The 415-nt window shown below is 52.8% G+C and carries 1 pseudogene; it reads left to right on the forward strand.

Going from position 1 to position 415, the window contains the following annotated elements:
- Positions 1–278: pseudogene (locus tag AB4090_RS15160) on the forward strand (hypothetical protein); the annotation flags it as partial.
- Between the last annotated feature and the right edge of the window lie 137 nt (positions 279–415).

The following is a 415-nucleotide window of genomic DNA, read 5'->3' on the forward strand; positions in this document are numbered from 1 at the left end:
CAGAAACTGTGGCGTTGCTGCAGGCGCATGTGTCACAAATGTATGCACGGTTGGCCGAGGACAAGCCATTCCCGTACCCGATGAGTCGCAGTGTGCCGGTGATGTTTGCGCACCCGACTTGGTACCACCGCAACTTAGAGTTGCTAAAGGATGGGGTGGCGGTTACCGAAACGTCAAATGATCCGGCGATGGTTCGCGTAATTCATGAACATGCGCGGGAAATCACACGATTTGTGAAAGACGGTATGCCCGCCATGATGCGCGATATGATGCGTTAGCGGGGAAACGGGAATGAGCGACAATCAAAAAACCACTGATATTCAGGCAGCAAGCCATTCACCGGCCGGTATGCTCATTCCCAACATCACAACACCCATGCGCAGAAGATCTACCTGTTTCCTGTATGGGTGGACAA

The organism is Acidithiobacillus sp. IBUN Pt1247-S3 (genome assembly GCF_041146875.1).
GTDB lineage: Bacteria > Pseudomonadota > Gammaproteobacteria > Acidithiobacillales > Acidithiobacillaceae > Igneacidithiobacillus.